The organism is Methylobacterium sp. NMS14P (assembly GCF_028583545.1).
Classification (GTDB): Bacteria; Pseudomonadota; Alphaproteobacteria; order Rhizobiales; family Beijerinckiaceae; genus Methylobacterium.
This window is the reverse complement of the sequence record NZ_CP087106.1, coordinates 5,205,748-5,223,061: the sequence shown is the minus strand read 5'-3', so window position 1 is coordinate 5,223,061 and position 17,314 is coordinate 5,205,748. Positions and strand designations below refer to the sequence as shown.

The window sequence follows — 17,314 nt, the reverse complement described above, 5'->3', positions numbered from 1 at the left end:
CGGGAGCCCGTCCGGGTGCGGCGTCCGACCGGCGCCCTCCCCCCCCCGGACAGGCCCTCACGCCGGCCAGAGCAGGTAGGTCACCAAAGCGAGGTTCGACCAGCCGTGCAGGGCGATGCCGGGCCAGAGCCGGCCGGTCCGCCAGCGCAGCCAGCCCAGCGCCAGGGCGAGGGGCAGCAGCGAGACCGGCCTGGCGAGACCCCAGGACGAGATGTGGGCGGCGGCGAAGACGAGCGCGGTGACCAGGATCGCCCCGGCGGGCCCGACGGCCGCCCGGGCGCGGGCGAAGGCCTCGCCGCGCAGCAGCAGCTCCTCGGCCACCGGCGCCAGGATCGCCAGATAGACGAGCCACGCCGCGACCGCGGCCTGGCTCATGAACGGCGACAGCCGCACGTGCTGGCCGAAGCTCGCGCCGAACAGCTCCGCCGTGCCGGTGACCCAGGCGATGTGCAGCACGGGCCAGACCAGGAGCAGGCCGAGCAGCGCGACCGGCCGCATCCCGTTCGGCCGCTCGCGGTCGAGGGCGAGGCGCCGCCGCCAGCCGGCCCGGTCGCGCCACCACGCGCCGCCGAGCACCAGGGCGGCGAGGTAGACCTGGCGCAGGGCGTCGATCGCGAAGGCCCGGTGGGCGAGCTCCACCGCGCCCAGGAACGGGCGCCGCTCGGGGGGCAGGAACGGGTCGATCCCGCTCCACAGGTCGAAGCCGACGCGCACCGTGGCGAGCGACAGCAGGCTCGCCGCGCCGAGATAGACGACCACGAGGGCGACCAGGGCGCCGAGCCGCCACGTCGCGGCCCAGACGCGCGCGAGCGGGCCCCGCTCATCGGCGGCGGCGGCGCGCGACTGCGCACTTCCGGCAACAGCCTCGCCCCGAGGCTCCAAATGAGACAGCGGCGCGACACGATCGGGCTTCAAAACCGGACCGATCCCCTCTATATCTCACGAGCCGGTCGCGAGGCCGGCTATGGCGATAAACGTTCTTCGCAATAAACCTATCGGACCCGGGGGCGGTACCCGGCGCCTCCACCCGAGCCCAGGACATGCTGCCGCAAGGTGCATGCCCGGCGCCTGGGCTTCGGCGGGGGCGAAGTAGGATCGACGAGGGCGTAAAGGTTGGACTTTCGCTCGGCATGGTTCCGCCGTTATCGGGCCTTCGCAATAGTTGCCAACGACAACTTTGCTCCGGTGGCGGTGGCCGCGTAAGCGGTCCCCAATACCGACCTGAAGTCCTCGCGGGTAGCACCGCATAGGCGGGGTTCGGAGGCGCCTGGCAACAGAAGCCTCCACTTCAAGTCCTCGGTCCGGCCATCCGCGGCGGGGCGCCGGGCAGACCGGGCTAGAGCGCGACCGCAGATGGCAGACGACCTGATCCGCTACGATCTCCTGGTACAGGACGCCCTGCGCGGCGTGGTGCGCAAGGTGCTGACCGACGCGGCCCGCGAGGGGCTGATGGGCGAGCACCATTTCTACGTCTCGTTCCGGACGGAAGCCCCCGGCGTGCGGATGTCGCAGGCCCTGCGCGAGAAGTACCCGCAGGACATGACCATCGTCCTGCAGCACCAGTTCTGGGACCTCAACGTCACCGAGCACGCCTTCGAGGTCGGCCTGTCCTTCTCGGGCGTGCCGGAGCGCCTGCTGGTGCCGTTCGACGCCCTGTCGGGCTTCTTCGACCCCTCCGTGCAGTTCGGCCTGAAGTTCGACCTCAGCGAGGCCGGCGAGACCCCCGAGGAGGCGAACGCCGCCCCGGCCAAGCCCGGTCCCCGCGGGGCCGGCTCGGAACCCGGCGAGGTGCGGCCCAAGAGCGCCGGTCTCGCCACGATCGGCGCGAGCGCGCCGAAGGGGCTTCCCGCGCCCGCCGCCCAGGGCGAGAAGGCCGCCGGCACGTCCGACGAGAAGGCCCCCCGCCCCGCCGCCAAGAAGGAGGGCGAGGAGGGCAGCGCCGAGGTCGTGAGCCTGGACGCCTTCCGCAAGAAGAGCTGAACTCTCCCCGGGCCGGCGCGATAGCTGGGGGTTCGAGCGGTGGACGGCACGGTCGCGCCGCCGGTGCGGTCGGCGAGTGGGCGGGAGCATCGCGCCGAGCGCTGCAGCGAGGGTCTCGAGCGAGCCGCGACCCTGCTGAGCCCGCCGGCCATCGCGGCGGTCGGCATCGCGGTCATCGATCCCCTGGCGCGGCGGCGTCTGGATCTGTTCGCCGATGGCGGCCGGACTTCGCTGATCGCGGCGATCGTCCTACATCCGATGGGTCAGATCATGATCAGATTCCGGCGTCCGGAGGATTGATCGCATGACCCAAGCTTATGCCGACCAGATCCCCGCGCTGGCCCTCGCCATGTCGGCGACGATCCTCGTCGGTGTCCGGATCGCGAGCCGGATCCACGACCGCAACACGCGCAGGCTCGAAGCGCGGCGGGGCGACTAGCCCCGCGCCGTCGCCTCCATGCGCAGCCCGTGCTCCGGCCGGAGCGTCACTCGGTGGAGCGGCGTGACCGGCGGGTGATCCGCCGTCAGCCGGAAGCGCACCGCCCGGACCACGTGGGCCAGCACGATCACCGCCTCCTGGATCGAGAAGCTCTGGCCGATGCAGACCCGCGGGCCGGCCCCGAACGGCAGGTAGGCGAAGCGCGGGATCGCGTCCCGGTTCCCGGGCAGGAACCGCTCCGGCACGAAGGCCTCCGGGTCGTCCCAGAGCAGCCGGTGGCGGTGGAGCACCCAGGGCGCCACCATCACCAGCGAGCCCCGCGGCACCTTGATCCGGCCGAGCCGGTCGTCGCGGACCGCCTGCCGGCTGAGGAACGGGACCGGCGGGAACAGGCGCATCGCCTCCTCGATCACCGCCCGGGTGAAGGGCAGGCGCTCGACGGCGAAATCCCCCGGCCCGGCCGCGTCGACCTCGGCCTCGACCCGCGCCTGCGCGGCGGGATCCTGCGACAGGCAGTAGAGCGCCCAGGTCAGGGAATTGGCCGTGGTCTCGTGGCCGGCGGCGATGAAGGTGACGATGTTGGCCTTCACGGCGAGATCGGAGAGCCCGTTGCCGGTCTCGGGATCCTGCGCGGCGAGCAGCAGCGTCAGCAGGTCGCGCGGCGCCTCGCCCCCCGCCATCAGCGCCTTGCGCCGGGCGATGAGCTCGTCGACCACCTCGGCGAAGAAGCGGCCCGCCGGACGCGCCCGCAGGCGGCCGATCCGCGGCACGAAGTCGGGCACGCCGAACACGTCGAGGGGGTCGATCGGCCCGACGGCCTCCAGGAAGCGCGTGATGGCGCGGCCCAGGGCGTCGGGATCGCTCGGCAATCCCTGCGTGAAGATCGTCCGCTCCAGCACGTCGAGGGTGACGCGGGTCATCTCAAGGGCGACGTCGACCGGCTTGCCGTCGCGGCGGACGAGGCGCCGGCCGAGGCGCGCGCCGGCGGCGTTCATCGCGTCGGAGAAGCCCTGGACCGTGCGGGCGTTGAAGATCGGCGCCAGCGTCCGGCGCTGGAGCCGCCACTCGTCGCCCTCGGCGCTGAGCAGGCCGTTGCCGAGCCCGGGGGCGAGCACGCGGCGCTGGAGGTCGTCCTTGCGGTAGCCGTCGGGGTTCTCGATGAGGAGGTAGCGGATCAGCGCCGGGTCGCTCACCAGGGTGATGCGGCCCATCGCGCCCTCGGCGGCCACCACCGGCAGCTTGAAATGCGCGTCCATCCAGGTGGTGATCGGGTTCTTCCGCGCCGCGCGCAGGAACTCGAACAGGCCGAGCGGCTCCCTCAGCGGAGGCGGTACGGTCGGGCGGAACCGGGTGGCGGCCTTCGGCTCGGAGAGATCGATCGTCGCGCTCATCGGCTCCTTGTCCGGCGGGAACAGAGCCCCGCCCTTGTCGGCGCGCCGGGAAAACCGGCATCGCGATTCACCCGCGCCTCATTTAAGTAGGCACCGCACTGCACCAGACGTAGAGGCCACGATGTCGCCCACCGAGACCGCCACCCGCACCGAGTCCGACACCTTCGGTCCGATCGAGGTCCCGGCCCACCGTTACTGGGGCGCGCAGACGCAGCGCTCGATCCAGAACTTCAAGATCGGCACCGACCGGATGCCGGCGCCGCTGGTCCACGCCCTCGGGGTGGTGAAGCAGGCCGCCGCCCTGGTGAACAAGGATCTCGGCGCCCTCGACGCGAAGCTCGCCGACGCCATCGCGGCCTCGGCCGCCGAGGTGGTGGAGGGCCGCCACGACGACGAGTTCCCGCTCGTCATCTACCAGACCGGCTCGGGCACGCAGTCGAACATGAACGCCAACGAGGTGATCGCCAGCCTCGCCAACGAGCGCCTGGGCGGGCAGCGCGGCGGCAAGTCTCCGGTCCACCCGAACGACCATTGCAACCGCGGCCAGTCCTCCAACGACACCTTCCCCACCGCCATGCACATCGCGGTGGCCCGCGAGATCCAGGGACGTCTGCTGCCGGCGCTCAGCCACCTGCACGCGGCGCTCGACGCCAAGGCCAAGGCGTTCGACGCGATCGTCAAGATCGGCCGCACCCACCTGCAGGACGCGACGCCGGTCTCGCTCGGCCAGGAATTCTCCGGCTACGTCGCGCAGGTCGCGCTCGGCGGCTCGCGGGTCGCCGCGACCCTGCCGGGGGTGCTGGCGCTCGCCCAGGGCGGCACCGCGGTCGGCACCGGCCTCAACGCCCATCCGGAATTCGCCGAGCGCTTCGCCGCCAAGGTCGCCGAGCTGACCGGCCTGCCGTTCACGTCGGCCGAGAACAAGTTCGAGGCGCTGGCCACCCACGACGCCCTCGTGTTCACGCAGGGCGCGCTGTCGGCGCTCGCCGCCGGCCTGTTCAAGATCGCGCAGGACATCCGCTTCCTCGGCTCGGGCCCGCGCTCGGGCCTCGGCGAGCTGTCGCTGCCCGAGAACGAGCCCGGCTCGTCGATCATGCCCGGCAAGGTCAACCCGACCCAGTGCGAGGCCCTGACGATGGTCTGCGCCCAGGTGATCGGCAACGGCACCACGGTGAGCTTCGCCGGCTCCCAGGGCAATTTCGAGCTCAACGTGTTCAAGCCGGTGATCGCCAACGCGGTGCTGCAGTCGATCCGCCTGCTCGCCGACGCGGCGGTGAGCTTCACCGACAATTGCGTCGTCGGCATCAAGGCCAACGAGGACAAGATCGCCGACCTGATGAGCCGCTCGCTCATGCTGGTGACCGCGCTCGCCCCCTCGATCGGCTACGACAAGGCCGCCGAGATCGCCAAGACCGCGCACAAGAACGGCACGACCCTCAAGGAGGAGGCGCTGCGCCTCGGCTACGTGACCGAGGAGGAGTTCGAGCGCGTGGTCCGGCCGGAGACCATGCTGGCGCCGAGCGCCGACTGATTTCGCGACTCGGCCGGCGCGGATGTCCCGCGCCGGCCGCCATTGCCGGGAGACGATCCATGGCCGAGATCATCAACCTGCGTCAGGTCCGCAAGGCGAAGGCCCGGGCCGAGGCCGACGCGAAGGCCGAGTCCAACCGCATCGCCTTCGGGCAGCCGAAGAAGGCCAAGACCCTCCAGCAGCGCCGCAAGGCCCTGGAGGCCGAGCGGCACGAGGGCCACCGCCTGGAGCGGGACGAGCCCGATCCGGCAGACTGAGAGCAAATCCGGATGCAGCAGCCCCACCGTCCTCGCGAGCGGAGCGAAGCGATCCAGTCGCGCCACGCAGACCAGGGTCGCGCTGCCCTGGATCGCTTCGCTCCACTCGCGAGGACGGGACGCGCAGCCGCCTCGCCATGAGCCCGGGCATCACTAAGCGCTCCGTGATGATCGCCGGCCACCGGACCAGCGTGTCGCTGGAGGACCCGTTCTGGGTGTCCCTGCGGGCGATCGCGGAGGCGCGGGGCCAGTCGGTCCAGGCCCTCATCGGGCACATCGACGCCGGCCGCGACGGGCAGAACCTGTCGTCGGCGATCCGCGTGTTCGTGCTGGAAGCCGTCCGCGCGATGCCGGAAACGTGAGCGCCGCGCGCCCTGGCCGGTCTCCCGATCCTGAATAGGTTGTGACGATCGCGTGACAAATCCACGCAGGAAGGAGACCTCATGGCCAACCGAGAGCCGCTGCTCAAGACCATCCCGATCGCGGAGCTGCGCCCGACGCAGATGACGGTGGGCTACCGGGAAGTGGCGGAGAAGCGGCGGCGCTGGCGGGACTACGACGGCGAGAAGAAGAAGGAATTCCTCGGCGCCCACATGATCCCGACGCTGCTCGGCCCGAAGAAGCGCCACTACATCATCGACCACCATCACCTCTCCCGCGCCCTGCACGAGGAGGGCGTCGAGAGCGTGCTCGTCACCGTGGTGGCCGACCTGCACTACCTCGACAAGGGTGCGTTCTGGACGGTCTGCGACCACAAGTCCTGGACCCATCCCTACGACGCCGACGGCGTGCGCCAGCACTTCGACGACATCCCGAAATCGGTCGACGCCCTGGTGGACGACCCCTATCGCAGCCTCGCCGGCGAGCTGCGCCGGGCCGGCGGCTTCGCGAAGGACACGACGCCGTTCAGCGAGTTCCTCTGGGCCGACTTCCTGCGGCGGAACATCAAGGAGAAGCGGATCGAGAACGACTTCTCCTCGGCCCTGGAGCGGGCGATGTCGCTCGCCAAGTCCAAGGACGCCGACTACCTGCCCGGCTGGTGCGGGCCGGTCACGCGCCACGTCCGCTGAGACCCGCCGACGGTCGCGGCGCCGCCTAGATGCCCCAGTAGGGCGCCGCGTCGTAGTAGCGGTGGATCTGCTCCTCCCAGGCGCCGTCCGCGGCCGGATCGGTGCCCTCGGGGGTGCGGGCCGGGGCGGCGCGCAGCTGCTCCTCGGTGATGTCGACCACGTAGGCGTCGTGCTGCGGCTCGAACCGCAGCACCGACCAGGGCAGCGTGTAGAAGTCCTCGCCGAGGCCCAGGAATCCGCCGAAGCTCATCACCGCGTAGGCGACCCGGCCGGAGACCTTGTCGAGCATCAGCCGCTCGATCCGTCCGACCCGGGTCCCGTCGGGCCGGCGGACATCCGTCCCGATGACCCGATCGCTGGCGATCAGGCGGCGGGGCGCCCTGTCGGCGGGATCCGCCGTGCCGGGCTGACCGGTCGCCGTTCCCGTTCCCGTGGCCGTCATCGTCGCCTCCCGACCGTTTCCGCGCGGCGCGCGCCGTCTGCCCGAAAAACGCCCCGCCCCTGGGCCACGTTCCGGCGGGCGCCCGCGCCCGCCCTCTTCAGCCGGACGAACAGCCCCCCGCATGCCGATGCCGCGTTTCGCCCAGAGCCTCGCGCTCGCCGCCCTGCTCCTGCCCGCCGCCGCGCAGGCCCAGGATCGCGGCAGCGTCAATCCGAAGCCGCTGCCGCCCCTGGAGCATCCCGACGCGCCCTCGACGCCCGCCAAGGCCCTGTTCGGGCGGGTCACCAAGGCGTCCTCCGGTCCGGCCCACATCTACGGCTTCTACGCCAAGGGCTGCTTCGCCGGCGGCGAGGCGCTGCCGATGGACGGGCCGAACTGGCAGGTCATGCGCCCGTCCCGCAACCGGATGTGGGGCACGCCCTACCTCGTCGACTTCATCGAGCGGCTGTCGCAGAAGGCCGCCCGGGTCGGCTGGCCCGGCCTGCTCGTGGGCGACATGGCCCAGCCGCGGGGCGGCCCGATGATCACCGGCCACGCCTCGCACCAGATCGGCATCGACGCCGATGTCTGGCTGACGCCGATGCCCGACCACCGCATGAGCCGGGCGGAGCGCGAGGAGACCTCGGCCACCGACATGGTCCGCCGCGACCGCCTCGACATCGATCCCGAGGTCTGGACGCCGACGCACCTGCAGCTGATCAAGATCACCGCCGAGCAGCCGGAGGTGGAGCGCATCTTCGTCAACGCGGCGATCAAGAAGGCCCTCTGCCGCGACGCCGCGGGCAGCCGCTGGATGTCCAAGGTGCGCCCAATGTACGGGCACAATTACCACTACCATATCCGGCTCGCCTGCCCGGCCGGCCAGGAGGATTGTCAGCCGCAGGGCGCGCCCCCGTCCGGCGACGGCTGCGACGACCTCGGCTACTGGTTCTCGGACGCGGTGCTCCACCCGAAGCCGCCGAAGACGCCGCCGAAGGCCAAGCCCGCCATGACCATGGCGGCGCTGCCCGCCGCCTGCCGGGCGGTGCTGAAGGCGCCGTAGGCCGGGCCCGCGCGGCGGCCGCCGATCCTCAGGACGCGGCGGCCGCCGCGTAGGGCGTGCCGGCCAGCGCCGCCCGCATCCCGGCCGTACCCCGGTCGATGATCGCCAGGAAGGCGGCGTTCGCCGCCTCCGTCCGCCGGGTCGCCCGGAAGGTCCGGTGCGCCTGGAGGAAGGCCACGCTCCAGGTCGCCAGCAGCAGGCCGGCCGCCAGGTCGGCGTCGGGATCCTCCGGCCCGCGCCCGACGGATTCGGCGAGCGCGACCCGCACCACGGCCGCGAGCTCGTCACGGATCGCCCGGGCCCGGGCCTTGAGCGTCTCGCTCCCCGCCACGGTCGCCACGAAGGCGCCGCTGCGCGCGGAGAATTCCACGACCGGGTTCCGGTCCGTCACCAGCCGGTGGGCCAGCTGGCGCAGCGTCTCGACCGGCGCGACGCGGGGATCGCGCTGCCGCAGGGTCTCGCGCAGGAGTTCGCGGCCCGCCTCGTCGCGGTCGTAGAACATGTCCTCCTTGCGGGGGAAGTGGTTGAACACGGTCATCCGGCCGACATCGGCCGCCGCCGCGATCTCATCCACCGTCACGGCGTCGAAGCCGCGCTCCAGGAACAGCTGCGTGGCGGCGTCGGAGATGGCCTGCCGGGTGGCGAGGCGCTTGCGGGACCGGCGGTCGGGGGGCGTTGACATGCGCTATCTCATACCACATCCATTTATGGACTGAGTCCATAAATGGATCGAGTCCATGAAAGAGCCGATCGACGTCGTCGTGGCCGGAGCCGGGCCGGTCGGGCTCCTCACCGCCATCGAGCTGACCCTCGGGGGCGCGCGCGTCCGGGTGCTGGAGCGCCTCACCGCGCCGAGCACTACCATCAAGGCGCTGGGGATCGGCCCACTGGGCGTCGAGGCGCTGCAGCGGCGGGGGATGGGCGCGGCGATCGAGGCCGCCGAGGCGCGGAGCCTCGCGGCGATGGACCGCTTGCCGGGTCAGATCGGCGGCGGCCCGCGCGGGGCGAAGGTCAGCGGCCATTTCGGCTTCCTGTTCATCCGCCGCGACCCCCAGGCGGAACCGGACCGGCGCATGCGCGCGGTCGATCAGCAGAGCCTCGAAGCCATGCTGCTCGACCGCGCCGCGGCGCTCGGGATCGACCTGCGCCGCGGCTGCACGCTCACGGGCTTCGCGGAGGCGGCCGACGGGGTCGAGGTGGCCTGGACCGCGCCGACGGGCGACGCGCGCGTCCGCTGCGCCTATCTCGTCGGCTGCGACGGCGGCCGCAGCGCGGTCCGCAAGATGGCCGGCTTCGCGTTCCCCGGCACGCCGCCGACGCTGACCATGTACCAGGCGATCGCCGATCTCGACGATCCCGCCGGCGCGCTGCCGGTCGGCTGGCACCGCGGACCGGGGGGCGTCTACGGAAACGGGCCGTTCCCGCGCCGCCTGTTCATGCTGGATTTCAGCGGCCCGCCGGCCGACCGGCAGGCGCCCGTCACCCGCGACGAGATCGAGACCGTGCTGCGCCGGGTCAGCGGCACGGATGTCCGCGTCGCCCGGGTCGAGGTCGCGAACCGGTGGGCCGACAACACGCGCCTCGTCGACACCTACCGCCGGGGCCGCGTGCTGCTCGCTGGCGACGCGGCGCACGTCCACGCGCCCTTCGGCGGCCAGGGCCTGAGCCTCGGCCTGGGCGACGCCGCCAATCTCGGCTGGAAGCTCGCCGCCGTGCTGCGCGGGGAGATGCCCGAGAGCCTGCTCGACACCTACACGGCCGAGCGGCGCCCGGTGGCCGAGGCCGTCACGGCCAACACCCGCGCCCAGGCGGCGATCCTGCGGCCCGATCCGCAATCGGGCGCGCTGCGCGACCTGATGGCGCGGCTCCTGGAGAGCGACGAGGTCAGCCGGATCCTCGGCGGCCTGATGCGCGGCCTGAGCGCCCGGTACGATCTCGGCTCGGCCGAGGACGCGGTCGGCCGGCTGGCCGGCGACGGGCCGCTCGGCCCCGGCGGCGCGACGCTCTACGGCGCGATGCAGGACGGACGGGGCCTCCTGGTCGACGGCAGCGCCGACGGCGCGGCCTCCCGGATGGTCGCCGCGGCCACGGAGCGGGTGACCTGCGTCGCGGTCCCGGAGGGGCCCTCGATGCTGGTCCGTCCCGACGGCTGCATCGCCTGGACGGGGGCGGCGCACGCCCTCGACGGCCTGCGGGAGGCGGTGGGCCGCTGGTTCGGTCCGCCGCCGTGCGCGCCGCTCGGCGCGCCGGCTCCGATGTGCTAACGGCCCCGGATGCCCCGCTGGCTCTTCATCCTCCTCGCGACCGCCCTCGCGCTCTCGGTCCTCGGCAGCGTCCTGATCGTGCTGCGCAGCCCGAACAGCACGCCGCCCCTGCGGGGCAGCGCCGCCGGCGCCCCGGTGCCGAGCCCGCAGACGCGGCCCGACAGCCGGAGCCCGTGAGGCTCAGGCGGCGACGCCGGTTCCCACCGGGCCGCTGACGCCGGTGCCGCCCAGGCCGCAACAGCCGGCCGGGTTCCTGGCCGGGTTCCTGGCCGGGTTCCTGGCCGGGTTCCTGGCCGGGTTCTCGGCCGGGTTCCTGGCCGGGTTCTCGGCCGGGGACTGCTGGTGGCAGGCCTCCGCGAACCGCGCCGCGAGAGACTGGACCTCGCGGGCAAATTCCGGCTTGTTGCCCCGAGAGGCGGGGGCCGGATGGCGGCCCTGCGCGGCGCTATGAGGGGCTGATCCGGATGGAGACGGGCGGGACCGCCACGAGCCACGTGCCGGACGACCTCAAGGCGGGGGCGCACCGGGGCGACCCCTTCGCGGCCGCCGTGCGGGCGACCCGCATGCCGATGATCATCACCGATCCGGCCCAGCACGATAACCCGATCGTCTTCGTGAACGACGCGTTCCTGAAGCTGACCGGCTACACCCGGATGGAGGTGGTCGGCCGGAATTGCCGCTTCCTGCAGGGGCCCGACACCGAGGCGGCGGCCGTCGACCGCCTCCGGGCGGCCGTCCGGCGGGAGGAGGATGTCCGGGTCGACGTCCTCAACTACCGCAAGGACGGCTCGACCTTCCAGAACGCCCTCTACGTCGGGCCGGTACGGGACGAGGCGGGCCGGGTGGTCTACTTCTTCGCCTCGCAGCTCGACGTCAGCGCGCACTACGCGCTGACCGCCGAGATCGAGCGGCTGAAGGCCGCCCTGGCCGAGGCCGAGGCCAAGCTCGCGGCCCGCTAGGCCGCCCGGAGGGTCAGGGCTTCGTCAGGAACCCGATCGGCTCCCGGCCCGGCTGGCCGAGCCAGAGCAGGACCGCGCCGAGCCCGAGGCCGATCAGGGAGGCCGGCGCCAGGGTGAGCGGCAGGCCCAGGATGTGCCAGAGCCAGGGCGCCGCCCCCTCCACGCTGCCCTGCAGGGCGCTGGCCTTGTCCTTGAACAGGGTGGCGATCACGTCGGAGAGCGGCGTCATCCGCAGCCCGTTGTTGGCGATGGAGCGGGCGCCGTCGTAGACCAGCGCGACGAAGCCGCCGGCCATCAGCAGGAAGCCCAGGACGCGGGCCAGGAAGCGGAACATCGCGGGGCCTTCTGAGCCTTGCCTTACGGGCCGTGGGCGCCGGAGCGGCGCGCCCGCCCCGGGAGTATGGGGCCGCGCCGCAAGGTGCAAGCGCCCGGCGCGAGCGTCGATCCGCACGGTTGCCGGGCCTTCGGACCCGTGCCACAGGGTCGCCCGGCGGCGGCGGGCCGTGCGGGAACGGTCGACCTTGGACGCGCGCGCGACGAATCTCGGCCTCGTGATCTTCGATTGCGACGGCGTCCTGGTCGACAGCGAGCCCCTGAGCCTCGCCTGCCTGACGGCCGGGCTCAACCGGATCGGCGCGGACATCGACTTCGCCACCGTGCGGGCGCGCTTCACCGGCACCGCGATGCCCTCGATCATGGCGCACGTCGCCCGCGACTACGGCGTCACCGCGCCCGACGGCTTCGTCGAGGCGGTGAAGGCCGAGACCCTAGCGCTGTTCGACGCCGAGCTGCGGGCGATGCGCGGCGTCGCCGAGGCGGTCGCCGCCGTGGGCCTGCCGGTCTGCGTCGCGTCGAGCAGCGACCCGGTGCGGCTGCGCCACTCCCTGACGCTGACCGGGCTGCTCCCCCTGTTCGGCGACCGCGTCTTCTCCTCGGCGCAGGTGGCGCGGGGCAAGCCCTTCCCCGACCTGTTCCTGTTCGCCGCCGAGCGGATGGGCGTCGCTCCGGCGGCCTGCCTGGTGATCGAGGACAGCGTCCCCGGGGTCACGGCGGCCCGGAGCGCCGGCATGCGGGTCGCGGGCTTCACCGGCGGCGGCCACTGGGGGCACGACCCGGCGGGCGCCGGGCTCGCGGAGGCCGGGGCGGCCCGGATCTTCTCGGACTTCTCCGACCTCGCCGCGGTGATCGCCGCGGCCTGAACGATCCGCCTCTCGGACGCGCGCTCGGGACCGGCTTCCTGCCAGGCGGATCCGGAAAATCGGAAGTCCGTTCCGTTGACGGTGCGCGGCGCCGCGCCCATTTTCAGGGATGCCGGTTCGGCCGAGCCCCTCGGGCGCTCGACAAGGCCGGCCGCGGTCATTTGAGAAGCGTAGCTTGCGCCGCGTGATCAAACGCTAAAGCACTGCGCCGGCCCCGCGCCGCGCGGTCCTTCAGTCTGGAGGACGTCCGATGGTCACTCGCACATCGTCCCTTCGATCCCTGCTCCCGATCGCCCCCTGCTGCCCCGCCGCCCGTCGGCGCTGTCGACGCTGAGCCCCGTCGACCCTCCGCAGCAGCCACCGCGATCCGGCACGGCGAGAAGCCGGCCCAGGGAGTTCCCAATCCGATGCACAGTCTCGCAGAGTACCAGCCCGAAGACCGTCCCGACCTCGCAGACCCGGCCCTCGGGCCGACCGAGCCCGCGCGGGTGATCGAGATCGGTGAGGTCACCGCCGGGATCGCCGTCCCCGAGGGGCGCGGCGTCCGGTTCTTCTCGTCCGCGCGCGATTTCGACGGACTCGACGGCGCCGTGTTCCGCACGGCCGAGCAGGCGGCCCGCGCCGCCCGCGCGCGCATGAGCGCCCGGACCCGGTCACCCGCCCGGGCGCACCGGCCCGCGCTGCGGCGGGCCTGACTCGCCGGCTACTTGCTGCACTCGTCGCGGGTGCGCTTCATGGCCTCCGCGAACCCGCCGAGCGCGTACTCGTCGCTCGTCGGGCTCCCGCGCAGCGAGGTGGTCTTGATGATCAGCTTCGGGTTGCGGGCGCTCATCTCGGAGACGACCCGCGCCTCCTCGGCGGGGTTCTGCAGCCAGGCATTGCCGTCCTTCACGACGAGGCCGTAGCGGCTGGCGCCGAGGTTGAGGCTCGGGTCACTCGGCGCGGCCGCGGAGCCAGGCTTGAGCTGGGAGGCCGCGGGCTTCGACGGGAAGCCCAGCATCACCGCCACCTCGTTCTGGATGTTCTCGCCCTTGCGTACGCTCACGAACAGGTAGGCGGTGTCGCGCTTGAGGGTCTTGGGCGTGCGCGTCTGCGGCTGCGCGATCGCGTAGCAGAGCTTGTTGCGGCCGTCGCCGTTCACGAACACGTTCCAGTCGCCGAAGATCGCCACCGGGGTGGCCTGCTGCATCCCGGGCGGGGTCGCGGTCTTCTTCTCGGCGCGCTTGCTCCGCTCGCGGCCGTGCCGCCGCCCGCGCCGCGACGGGGCCGCGTCGCCACCCCCCGCATCCGGGGCCGCCGCCGCGTCCTGGGCGTGGGCCGCCGTCGCGACCAGGCAAGTCCCGCCGAGAACGCCCCCAACGAGACCGGTAATCAGCCCGGAGGCGAGCAGGGCGAGAGCTCCGACCGGGAGCGAGCGGGGGACGCGGACCATCTTCACTTCCTGACGACGGGCGGCTCCGTCAGGAGCCGTACCGGGGTTCGGGATTAGTGAAGCTTGCGTAAAACGTCGGCAAGATGGCGAGGCCGGATCTGTCGAAAATCAGACGGCGCGGGCTTCCGTCGCCAGGGCCGCGATGAGGCCGGCCGGAACCGGCAGCGGCTCGACCGCCGGGCCGGCGGGCACCGCGATCACGTTCGGCTGGGCCGGCGCGGCGCGCTGGCGGGGCGGATCGTTGTAGGGGGTGTTGTAGCCCTTGCGCACGGCAGCCCAGTAGGACTCGCGCGTCAGGCCCGAACCGGTCAAAGCGGCGTCGATCATCGCCGTGGCATGCGCCGCGAAATCCGGCACCTCCTCCGTGTTCAGCCAACTCTCGACAGGCATCCTGCGAACTCCGATCCAGACGGCGAAGCTTGTAGCTGAGCGGACTTAGCCAGACGGTGAACGCGCGGGCGGGCCGAGGGTTGCAATGCACAATTTTGAAGGGCCCTGTGGATGAGCGGGCGCCGTCCTGCGGGTGGGGCAGCCCGCGTCATGCCCGGTGAACGACGAGGGTGAAGCCTTCCTCCGGCGCCGGCGGCACGAAGTAGCGGCTGAACAGGTCGAACTCCGCGTCCGTCACCGTGAAGGGATGGGCACCCTCGGCGTTCCGCAGGCGGAGGCGGGCCTTGCAGACCGCGTCGGGCACGTCGAGGACGTGGAGCCGGTGGGCGACGCCGGCCGCCTCGAACAGGGTCCGCATCCAGGCCCGGCTGGCGACGGTGTTGGCCGGGAAGTCCAGCACGACCGACAGGCCGTGGCGCAGCAGCGTCACGAGGTGCGGCGCCATCGCGTCGCGCAGGCGCGCCGCGTTGCGCGCGTAGTCGGCCAGGGAGGTCTGCTCACCGGGATAGAGCCGCGCGAGCCACGGATCCTCCGCGACCACGAGGGTGCCGGGGCTCTGCCCCAGGCGGTCGGTCAGCGTCGATTTGCCGGCGGCGATCTTGCCGCACACGAGGTGCAGCGTCGGGACGTGGGAGGACATGGGGAATCTCGGAGGCAGACCTCGGGCGCGGCGGGGGCCGCGGGACGTTCACAGGCGGATCGGCCCGGCCTGACGGATCAGGCCGGGTTCCGAATTCGGCCGCGCATCGCGGCCCCCGCGCTGTGAATCGGCAAGGTCATGTTCCCACTCTGCCATCCGCCGGGCGCCGCCGCCAAGGGGCGCCGGGCGAGCGCGGCGGCTCAGCCCAGCCGCTCGATCCAGGCCTGCGCCTGGCGCCGGACGTTGTCGGGCGCGGTGCCGCCGTAGCTGGTGCGGCTCGCCACCGAGTTCGCGACGCCGAGCACGGCGTAGACCGCCTCGGTGATCCGCGGCTCCGCCTCCTGCATCTCGGGCAGCGACAGCGCCTCGAGCCCGACGCCCTTGGCCGAGGCGACGCCGACGAGGCGGCCGGTGACGTGGTGCGCCTGCCGGAACGGCAGGCCGAGTTCGCGCACCAGCCAGTCGGCGAGGTCGGTGGCGGTGGCGTAGCCGGAGCCGGCGGCTTGGCTGAGCACCTCGGCGTTGGGCTCCAGATCCTTCACCATGCCGGTCAGGGCGGCGAGGCACAGGGACAGCGCCTGGAGGGCGTCGAACGTGCCCTCCTTGTCCTCCTGCATGTCCTTCGAGTAGGCGAGCGGCAGGCCCTTCATGACGATGAGCAGGCCGGTGAGCGCGCCGATGATCCGGCCGCTCTTGGCCCGCACCAGCTCGGCGGCGTCGGGATTGCGCTTCTGCGGCATGATCGACGAGCCGGTCGTGAACCCGTCCGACAGCCGCACGAAGTTGAACTGGGCCGAGGTCCAGACCACCAGCTCCTCGGCGAAGCGCGACAGGTGCACGGCGCAGATCGAGGCCGCCGCCAGCGCCTCCAGGGCGAAGTCGCGGTCGGCGACCGAATCGAGGGAGTTGGCGGTCGGCCGGTCGAAGCCGAGGGCCGCCGCGGTGGCGTGCCGGTCGATCGGGAAGGACGTGCCGGCCAGCGCGGCGGCGCCCAGCGGGCACTCGTTGAGCCGCGCCCGCGCGTCGCGGAACCGGCCCCGGTCGCGGGCCAGCATCTCGACATAGGCGAGGCAGTGGTGGCCGAAGGTCACCGGCTGGGCCGACTGGAGATGGGTGAAGCCCGGCATCACGGTGTCGGCGTGCTTCAGCGCCGCCTGGCTGAGGGCGCGCTGCAGGTCGGCGGCCTGCTGGTCGAGGGAATCGAGGGTGTCGCGCACCCAGAGCTTCATGTCGGTGGCGACCTGGTCGTTGCGCGAGCGCGCCGTGTGCAGGCGCCCGGCGGCCGGGCCGACGATCTCGGTCAGCCGGCTCTCCACCGACATGTGGATGTCCTCGAGCTCGCGCCTGAACGCGAAGGTGCCGCCCTCGATCTCGTCGCGCACGGACTTGAGCCCGGCCTCGATCGCGGCCACATCCTCCGCCGGCAGGATGCCGGCTTGGCCCAGCATCGCCACATGCGCCAGCGAGCCGCGGATATCCTGGGGCGCGAGGCGCTTGTCGAACCCGATGGAGGCGTTGATCTCCTCCATGATCTCCGCCGGGCCGCTCGCGAAGCGGCCGCCCCACATCCGGTTGCTCATGTCGATCCTTCCGCGCCCTGACCGTCCCGAGGCCCGAGCCTGATGCCCGGCCGCACGCCCATCCTGGCCGGCGCGGGCGTCGCCGCGCTCGCCGTCCTCGGCCTCGCCCTATACGGGAGCGGTCTCCTGCCCGGCAACACGGGCGGCGCCCTTCAGCCCTGCGCCGCCGCCAAGCCGGGGCTCGCCCGGGTCGACGCGGCCGCGAAGGGCGAGGTCGCCGCCATGCAGGCCCCGCCGCAGGCCCGCCCCGCGCCGGACATCCGGTTCAAGGGGCCGGACGGCGCCGAGACCGGCCTCGCCGACCTCAGGGGCCGGCTGCTCCTCGTGAATCTCTGGGCGACGTGGTGCGCGCCCTGCAAGGCCGAGATGCCGGCCCTCGACCGGCTCCAGGCGCAGCTCGGCGGCCCCGACTTCCAGGTCGTCGCCATCAACGTCGACACGCGCAACCTCGAGAAGCCGGCGGAATGGCTGAAGCAGGCGGGCATCCGCGATCTCGCCTTCTACGCCGATCCCGGCGGCCGCGTGCTGCCGATCCTCCAGCGCGACACGCAGTCGCCCGGCCTGCCGACCACGATGCTGGTCGACGCGCAGGGCTGCACGATCGGGGTGATGAAGGGGCCGGCCGCGTGGTCGAGCCCGGACGGGCTGGCGCTGATCCGCGCGGCGCTGGAGCGGACGTCGTAACGGTCGCGGCCGCG

The 17,314-nt window shown here is 72.8% G+C and carries 23 protein-coding genes, 1 other RNA gene and 1 pseudogene; 15 read left to right on the top strand and 10 right to left on the bottom strand.

Annotated features, from left to right (window positions below):
- Positions 1 to 57: 57 nt before the first annotated feature.
- Complete coding sequence (locus LOK46_RS24865) at positions 58 to 915, bottom strand: CPBP family intramembrane glutamic endopeptidase (protein WP_337251954.1); 858 nt, start codon at positions 913 to 915, stop codon at positions 58 to 60.
- On the opposite strand from LOK46_RS24865, the gene ssrA reads away from it, so the two are divergent.
- The 4 genes from ssrA to LOK46_RS24845 all read left to right on the top strand — a co-directional run bounded on the left by ssrA (position 907) and on the right by LOK46_RS24845 (position 2,419).
- Positions 907 to 1,288, top strand: a transfer-messenger RNA (tmRNA) gene (gene ssrA, locus LOK46_RS24860). The two genes, LOK46_RS24865 and ssrA, sit on opposite strands and share 9 nt — an antisense overlap.
- Before the next feature lie 65 nt (positions 1,289 to 1,353).
- Positions 1,354 to 1,980, top strand: coding sequence for an SspB family protein (locus tag LOK46_RS24855; protein ID WP_273561026.1), 627 nt, complete (start codon positions 1,354 to 1,356; stop codon positions 1,978 to 1,980).
- A gap of 39 nt (positions 1,981 to 2,019) precedes the next feature.
- Positions 2,020 to 2,280: a hypothetical protein gene (locus LOK46_RS24850; RefSeq protein ID WP_273561025.1), complete on the top strand. Its 261-nt coding sequence runs from the start codon at positions 2,020 to 2,022 to the stop codon at positions 2,278 to 2,280.
- Between the two features lie 4 nt (positions 2,281 to 2,284).
- On the top strand, positions 2,285 to 2,419 hold the full coding sequence (locus tag LOK46_RS24845) for a hypothetical protein (protein ID WP_273561024.1): 135 nt from the start codon (positions 2,285 to 2,287) through the stop codon (positions 2,417 to 2,419).
- Here the strand turns inward: LOK46_RS24845 and LOK46_RS24840 are convergent.
- Positions 2,416 to 3,810: a cytochrome P450 gene (locus tag LOK46_RS24840; RefSeq protein WP_273561023.1), complete on the bottom strand. Its 1,395-nt coding sequence runs from the start codon at positions 3,808 to 3,810 to the stop codon at positions 2,416 to 2,418. The genes LOK46_RS24845 and LOK46_RS24840 overlap by 4 nt on opposite strands.
- A 121-nt stretch (positions 3,811 to 3,931) precedes the next feature.
- Here LOK46_RS24840 and fumC point away from each other — a divergent pair, with 121 nt between their 5' ends.
- From fumC to LOK46_RS24820, 4 genes are all read left to right on the top strand, one after another.
- Positions 3,932 to 5,341 (top strand): class II fumarate hydratase, encoded by a 1,410-nt coding sequence (gene fumC, locus LOK46_RS24835; protein WP_273561022.1) that lies wholly within the window; start codon positions 3,932 to 3,934, stop codon positions 5,339 to 5,341.
- A gap of 59 nt (positions 5,342 to 5,400) precedes the next feature.
- The gene (locus LOK46_RS24830; RefSeq protein WP_273561021.1) at positions 5,401 to 5,598 is read left to right on the top strand and encodes a DUF4169 family protein; all 198 of its coding nucleotides are present in this window, start codon (positions 5,401 to 5,403) and stop codon (positions 5,596 to 5,598) included.
- A 137-nt stretch (positions 5,599 to 5,735) separates the two neighbouring features.
- Positions 5,736 to 5,960 (top strand): ribbon-helix-helix domain-containing protein, encoded by a 225-nt coding sequence (locus LOK46_RS24825; RefSeq protein WP_273561020.1) that lies wholly within the window; start codon positions 5,736 to 5,738, stop codon positions 5,958 to 5,960.
- A gap of 81 nt (positions 5,961 to 6,041) precedes the next feature.
- Positions 6,042 to 6,668, top strand: a complete 627-nt coding sequence (locus tag LOK46_RS24820; protein WP_273561019.1) for a ParB-like protein — start codon at positions 6,042 to 6,044, stop codon at positions 6,666 to 6,668.
- Positions 6,669 to 6,693: 25 nt separating this feature from the next.
- On the opposite strand, the gene LOK46_RS24815 is transcribed toward LOK46_RS24820, so the two are convergent.
- Positions 6,694 to 7,110, bottom strand: a complete 417-nt coding sequence (locus LOK46_RS24815) for a PRC-barrel domain-containing protein (RefSeq protein ID WP_273561018.1) — start codon at positions 7,108 to 7,110, stop codon at positions 6,694 to 6,696.
- Positions 7,111 to 7,231: 121 nt separating this feature from the next.
- Between LOK46_RS24815 and mepA the strand changes: the two genes are divergently transcribed.
- On the top strand, positions 7,232 to 8,152 hold the full coding sequence (gene mepA / locus LOK46_RS24810; protein WP_273561017.1) for a penicillin-insensitive murein endopeptidase: 921 nt from the start codon (positions 7,232 to 7,234) through the stop codon (positions 8,150 to 8,152).
- A gap of 28 nt (positions 8,153 to 8,180) precedes the next feature.
- On the opposite strand, the gene LOK46_RS24805 is transcribed toward mepA, so the two are convergent.
- Positions 8,181 to 8,834, bottom strand: coding sequence for a TetR/AcrR family transcriptional regulator (locus LOK46_RS24805; RefSeq protein ID WP_273561016.1), 654 nt, complete (start codon positions 8,832 to 8,834; stop codon positions 8,181 to 8,183).
- Between the two features lie 55 nt (positions 8,835 to 8,889).
- Between LOK46_RS24805 and LOK46_RS24800 the strand changes: the two genes are divergently transcribed.
- Positions 8,890 to 10,416, top strand: coding sequence for an FAD-dependent monooxygenase (locus tag LOK46_RS24800; protein ID WP_273561015.1), 1,527 nt, complete (start codon positions 8,890 to 8,892; stop codon positions 10,414 to 10,416).
- A 9-nt stretch (positions 10,417 to 10,425) separates the two neighbouring features.
- Positions 10,426 to 10,593, top strand: coding sequence for a hypothetical protein (locus LOK46_RS24795; protein WP_273561014.1), 168 nt, complete (start codon positions 10,426 to 10,428; stop codon positions 10,591 to 10,593).
- A gap of 3 nt (positions 10,594 to 10,596) precedes the next feature.
- Here the strand turns inward: LOK46_RS24795 and LOK46_RS24790 are convergent.
- Positions 10,597 to 10,674 (bottom strand): annotated as a pseudogene (locus tag LOK46_RS24790) (peptide-methionine (S)-S-oxide reductase MsrA); the annotation flags it as partial.
- A 206-nt stretch (positions 10,675 to 10,880) separates the two neighbouring features.
- On the opposite strand from LOK46_RS24790, the gene LOK46_RS24785 reads away from it, so the two are divergent.
- Positions 10,881 to 11,375 carry a PAS domain-containing protein gene (locus LOK46_RS24785; protein ID WP_273561013.1) on the top strand — a complete coding sequence of 165 codons (495 nt, stop codon included), beginning with the start codon at positions 10,881 to 10,883 and terminating at the stop codon, positions 11,373 to 11,375.
- A gap of 13 nt (positions 11,376 to 11,388) precedes the next feature.
- Here LOK46_RS24785 and LOK46_RS24780 read toward each other — a convergent pair whose 3' ends face one another.
- Positions 11,389 to 11,709: a PetM family of cytochrome b6f complex subunit 7 gene (locus LOK46_RS24780; RefSeq protein ID WP_273561012.1), complete on the bottom strand. Its 321-nt coding sequence runs from the start codon at positions 11,707 to 11,709 to the stop codon at positions 11,389 to 11,391.
- Positions 11,710 to 11,896: 187 nt separating this feature from the next.
- Here LOK46_RS24780 and LOK46_RS24775 point away from each other — a divergent pair, with 187 nt between their 5' ends.
- On the top strand, positions 11,897 to 12,574 hold the full coding sequence (locus tag LOK46_RS24775; RefSeq protein ID WP_273561011.1) for an HAD family hydrolase: 678 nt from the start codon (positions 11,897 to 11,899) through the stop codon (positions 12,572 to 12,574).
- A 407-nt stretch (positions 12,575 to 12,981) separates the two neighbouring features.
- A complete protein-coding gene (locus LOK46_RS24770) occupies positions 12,982 to 13,269 on the top strand; it encodes a hypothetical protein (protein ID WP_273561010.1) in 288 nt (95 codons plus the stop codon).
- 8 nt (positions 13,270 to 13,277) lie between these two features.
- Here the strand turns inward: LOK46_RS24770 and LOK46_RS24765 are convergent, their stop codons facing one another.
- From LOK46_RS24765 to argH, 4 genes are all read right to left on the bottom strand, one after another.
- Positions 13,278 to 14,006, bottom strand: coding sequence for an invasion associated locus b family protein (locus LOK46_RS24765; RefSeq protein ID WP_273561009.1), 729 nt, complete (start codon positions 14,004 to 14,006; stop codon positions 13,278 to 13,280).
- A 108-nt stretch (positions 14,007 to 14,114) separates the two neighbouring features.
- On the bottom strand, positions 14,115 to 14,396 hold the full coding sequence (locus tag LOK46_RS24760) for a hypothetical protein (RefSeq protein WP_273561008.1): 282 nt from the start codon (positions 14,394 to 14,396) through the stop codon (positions 14,115 to 14,117).
- A 148-nt stretch (positions 14,397 to 14,544) separates the two neighbouring features.
- Complete coding sequence (locus tag LOK46_RS24755; RefSeq protein WP_273561007.1) at positions 14,545 to 15,036, bottom strand: AAA family ATPase; 492 nt, start codon at positions 15,034 to 15,036, stop codon at positions 14,545 to 14,547.
- 200 nt (positions 15,037 to 15,236) lie between these two features.
- Entirely contained in the window at positions 15,237 to 16,616 is a 1,380-nt protein-coding gene (gene argH, locus LOK46_RS24750) for an argininosuccinate lyase (protein ID WP_273561006.1), read from the bottom strand.
- Between the two features lie 42 nt (positions 16,617 to 16,658).
- Here argH and tlpA point away from each other — a divergent pair, with 42 nt between their 5' ends.
- Entirely contained in the window at positions 16,659 to 17,300 is a 642-nt protein-coding gene (tlpA, locus tag LOK46_RS24745; RefSeq protein WP_273561005.1) for a thiol:disulfide interchange protein TlpA, read from the top strand.
- Positions 17,301 to 17,314: the final 14 nt, after the last annotated feature.